6 protein-coding genes and 2 pseudogenes are annotated in these 3,553 nt (G+C 40.4%); 5 read left to right on the top strand and 3 right to left on the bottom strand.

Annotated elements, in window-relative coordinates; genetic code table 11:
• Window positions 1-536 precede the first annotated feature (536 nt).
• The 5 genes and pseudogenes from F6K57_RS39960 (at window position 537) to F6K57_RS39945 (ending at window position 1,895) form a co-directional block, all read left to right on the top strand.
• Window positions 537-740: a hypothetical protein gene (locus F6K57_RS39960; protein WP_293074383.1), complete on the top strand. Its 204-nt coding sequence runs from the start codon at window positions 537-539 to the stop codon at window positions 738-740.
• A 36-nt stretch (window positions 741-776) separates the two neighbouring features.
• A complete protein-coding gene (locus tag F6K57_RS39955) occupies window positions 777-983 on the top strand; it encodes a hypothetical protein (RefSeq protein ID WP_293074380.1) in 207 nt (68 codons plus the stop codon).
• Between the two features lie 147 nt (window positions 984-1,130).
• Window positions 1,131-1,256, top strand: a pseudogene (locus tag F6K57_RS42330) (winged helix-turn-helix domain-containing protein); the annotation flags it as partial.
• Window positions 1,257-1,374: 118 nt separating this feature from the next.
• A complete protein-coding gene (locus F6K57_RS39950; RefSeq protein WP_293074377.1) occupies window positions 1,375-1,626 on the top strand; it encodes a hypothetical protein in 252 nt (83 codons plus the stop codon).
• Window positions 1,620-1,895, top strand: coding sequence for a transposase (locus F6K57_RS39945; RefSeq protein ID WP_293074375.1), 276 nt, complete (start codon window positions 1,620-1,622; stop codon window positions 1,893-1,895). Before F6K57_RS39950 ends, F6K57_RS39945 begins: the two co-directional genes overlap by 7 nt.
• A gap of 126 nt (window positions 1,896-2,021) precedes the next feature.
• Here F6K57_RS39945 and F6K57_RS39940 read toward each other — a convergent pair.
• The 3 genes and pseudogenes from F6K57_RS39940 to F6K57_RS39930 form a co-directional block, all read right to left on the bottom strand.
• Window positions 2,022-2,411, bottom strand: a pseudogene (locus F6K57_RS39940) (RNA-guided endonuclease TnpB family protein); the annotation flags it as partial.
• 10 nt (window positions 2,412-2,421) lie between these two features.
• On the bottom strand, window positions 2,422-2,568 hold the full coding sequence (locus tag F6K57_RS39935; RefSeq protein WP_293074386.1) for a hypothetical protein: 147 nt from the start codon (window positions 2,566-2,568) through the stop codon (window positions 2,422-2,424).
• Window positions 2,569-2,824: 256 nt separating this feature from the next.
• Window positions 2,825-3,082, bottom strand: coding sequence for a resolvase (locus F6K57_RS39930; RefSeq protein WP_293074372.1), 258 nt, complete (start codon window positions 3,080-3,082; stop codon window positions 2,825-2,827).
• Window positions 3,083-3,553: the final 471 nt, after the last annotated feature.

The raw sequence follows: 3,553 nt of genomic DNA, 5'->3' as shown, positions 1-3,553 counted from the left end.
GAATAATTAATCTGGGGGGGCGACAAGCGCCCTGTAACCCTTGATATATCTTAAATTGAGCGAATTATGGTAAAAAAAGATAGGTCATAACTTGTCAATACGACCTATCAATTTAAAATGGGACCAGAATTATATCAAAAACATCTAAAAAATCTCCTTTCTGAATATCAATTATTGTTTTTATACCTTATAATAATAATTATACAAGACACCAAAAATGTCAAACTTTAAAAAAACGCAGAGTCACTCCCTTTACCCATTAAATTTAGCTCACGACGTAAAAAAGTACAGAGATTTTTGTCGTTACCAGTATTTCAAATAAAAAATTTGTGGTTTCCAATTATTCGAGAATGGACAAATAAAACATTCACTAAAGATCAAAAAATCTATTTGGCTATGGATAGGACTAATTGGTTTGAAGTTACCGTAAGACAGTTGAGCCTTTAATGTCGGCAGGCTATGAGTAAAAGGGGTAATACCAAGTCCGGTTGTCAAAACCCACGTATAATATAGAAAAATCGATGGAGACAAAATTTATGCCCAAAAAAGCTGCCCTAGCTAATCATTATAGTTCGGACGAACTGAAACAGAAGTACCTCAAAAGTAAAGATTCAGTGGCCTTTGGGCCACGCTACGCGAACGAATCAAGAAGATGGCATTTACTTTGGAAAGTCTCCTTAGGTTGGACTATTAAGACTAGTGCTATAGCTGTAGGTATTAATTATGATTATGGCAAATAAATCGTCAAAAAATATAATGATTTTGGATAACAAGGAGTGCAAAATTTAAAAAATAAGCACAGACAGCATAGGGGAGCTAAAAAACCACTACTAAGGGAATATCAACTTAAAAAATTAGCCAAAGAACTAGAATCAAGACCATCAGATGGAGGGATGTGGACGGGTCCAAAAGTAGCTCGTTGGATAGAAAAAGAAACCAGAGACGAAACCTTAGAGAGTGGAGCCTTATTTCAGATAACTTAAAAATATTACCCATAACCTGTCCCTATAAAGGCTCCACTCTCTTACGGTAACTTCAAAGAGTGAAAAAAGTGTGGAATCAGAGACGAAACCTTAGAGTAGTGCAGCCTTACAACAAGACCTGTCACCTTTGATGCATAGCCTACCAACTTGCTTTGGCTGCACTACTCTTACGGTAACTTCAAGAGAGGATGGGATTACTTAAAAAAGCTCAGATTCTCATGGCAGAGTCCGAGACCCAAACATAGGAAAGGAAATAAAATAGATCAAGATGAATTTATTAAAAACCTACCAATCAAAGTAAAAAAAATTGAACAAGCCCATCCAAACTCAGAAATAAAAATTTGGTTTTTTGATGAACATAGAGTCGGTTTAAAACCGATATTGAGAAGCGATGCAGCGCGGTCTTGGGGGTTTCCCCACTCGCTATTGCATCAAGACAAGGTATGGTCGCGCGTTAGGAGAAAGACCAATTGCGATTGTTCAACATCGCTATCAATGGTTGTATGTCTATGGATTTGTCCAACCGAAGACCGGAAAAACTTTATGGTATTTAATACCCAGAGTAAATACTGAATGGTTAAACCTAGTCTATAAAAGCTTTGCTAAAGATGTAGGCATTTCTCCAAAAAAAAAGTGTTGTTAGTAGAAGATAATGCTGGATGGCATCGCAGTAAAAAGCGATGCAGCGCGGTCTTGGGGAGGCAGCGCGGTCTTGGGGGTCTCCCCCATGAGCGACTGCCGTGGTTTCCCCCACTCGCTATTGCATCAAGACAGGGAGAAACTCCTTTAGGAATTCAAGTCGAGTTTTTGCCTCCATACTCTCCAGAATTACAACCCGCCGAAAGACTGTGTAAATTAGTGGATGAACCTTTAGTAAATAAGTGTTTTGAGACGATTGATGAAATCGAATAATTGTTAGCAAAACGTTGTAATGTTTTGAGTGAAATGAAGGAAGAAATTAGAAATTTAACTTTCTATCATTGGCTAGCTTCTATTTAAGTTTTTTTTAAGGGGGGTATGACAACCGGATTTAGTATTACTGGTTAGTCGGCAGTCACAAATATCGTCGGGGAGACTCTCGGAGTAGGATATCTCTCCTAGTTTTGTGTGATAAATCCCCGCAGCAGAAACTGCTGACTTTGGGATGTAACAAGACTGGATGGGGTTTTTGCGAGATCTGAATTTAACTCGATTAATTTCCGAAGTCTTTTTGTACTTTTTCTTGGCCTCCCGAACAGCAGTGCAAGCATCCTTTATCGCTTATCGCTATAGACTTAATCTGATAAGGTACTGCTTTGCACCCTCGGGGAGGTCGTTCAATATACCGGTCTTGATAGCTTTCCAGTTAGCTTTAACTTCGCTATCCTGAAGGATTTTGACGGTCTTGTTGAACACATAACGGGACACTCCAAACCACTGGCGAATCATCAATCTCTGTTCAGGACTTAGGAACACTCGAATCTTCTTTGATTTTCTTACCGTACTTTCGGAGTCCGTGGAGAGGCCGCGATAAGACGTGAATGATGGAGAGAATATCTGCGGTGAGTTCTGATCCTCGACAGCTTTCAGGTTGGTCGGATCCCATGATTTTTCCACCGTTGAGACCGACCGGAGATGAAACCTTAGAGTAGTGCAGCCTTACTACAAAACCTTTACCCTATGCTGCATAATTTACCAACTATAAAGGCTGCACTACTCTTACGGTAACTTCTAACCAAGTATTCAAAAAGTTTAAAACCGAATCGGGTGAGTCTGTCTCTACAGGCAACAACAATTGTGAGCTGACCTCCTTGCATAAGTCGCTCCAATATGGCTCGAAGCCCTTTCCTTTTGTAGTTGAGTCAACAGCCGACGTCTTTGATGATTTCCGCTTCCGGGAAGAGGGAATGCATGTAAGCGATTTGTCTGGCCAGGTCGTCTTTCTGTTTTTGGCTGCTGAGGAGGCAGTAACAGATCGTGGCTGGTTTGGATGATTGTCGTCTACCCAAAGTGGCAAGACTAACTGTATCAAACATTCTGTAACCGCTTGGGGTTCGTTCGCACTTGATGGTGCCATTGTCTGCATACTTCCTTAGGGTGTTTTCCTCACGGGGTGACAAGCTAATTGAAAATCTTACAGGGGTTAGGTTTTAGGGGTTAGGTGTTAGGGAACATCGTCATGGCGTAGTAGTTGATTAAAACTATCTATGCAGTTGGATTGGTGAAAATTGCTTCAACTGCTGGGAAATACAACAACACGAGTCGCTGTAATTTTCCCAAAACCTAAAACCTAAAACCTAACACCTGCCTAGGTTTGAGCTTTGTTGTCACCCCTTGAGGGTGTTTTCCGAAAGTCCCGTAAGTTCGACCGCCTTAGGTCGTGGTACTAATGTCATGACTCGATTCTAGCAATTCAAGGGATTATTGGCTAGACTTAGTAATACTTTTTGATACTGTCCACTAACCTTCATCCTTTCGTTGGTAGGTCATAATGGATAGAGGAATACGGAATAGTGTAGTGGCTAGTTTGGATAAGCCAAACTTATATTTAAGGGATTTGGGTAAGTCTTGCCAGGATACCGATACAAAAC

This window comes from Moorena sp. SIO4A5, from assembly GCF_010672005.1.
GTDB lineage: Bacteria > Cyanobacteriota > Cyanobacteriia > Cyanobacteriales > Coleofasciculaceae > Moorena.
The sequence above is the reverse complement of the archived record's forward strand: the minus strand, read 5'-3'. Positions and strand labels throughout refer to the sequence as shown.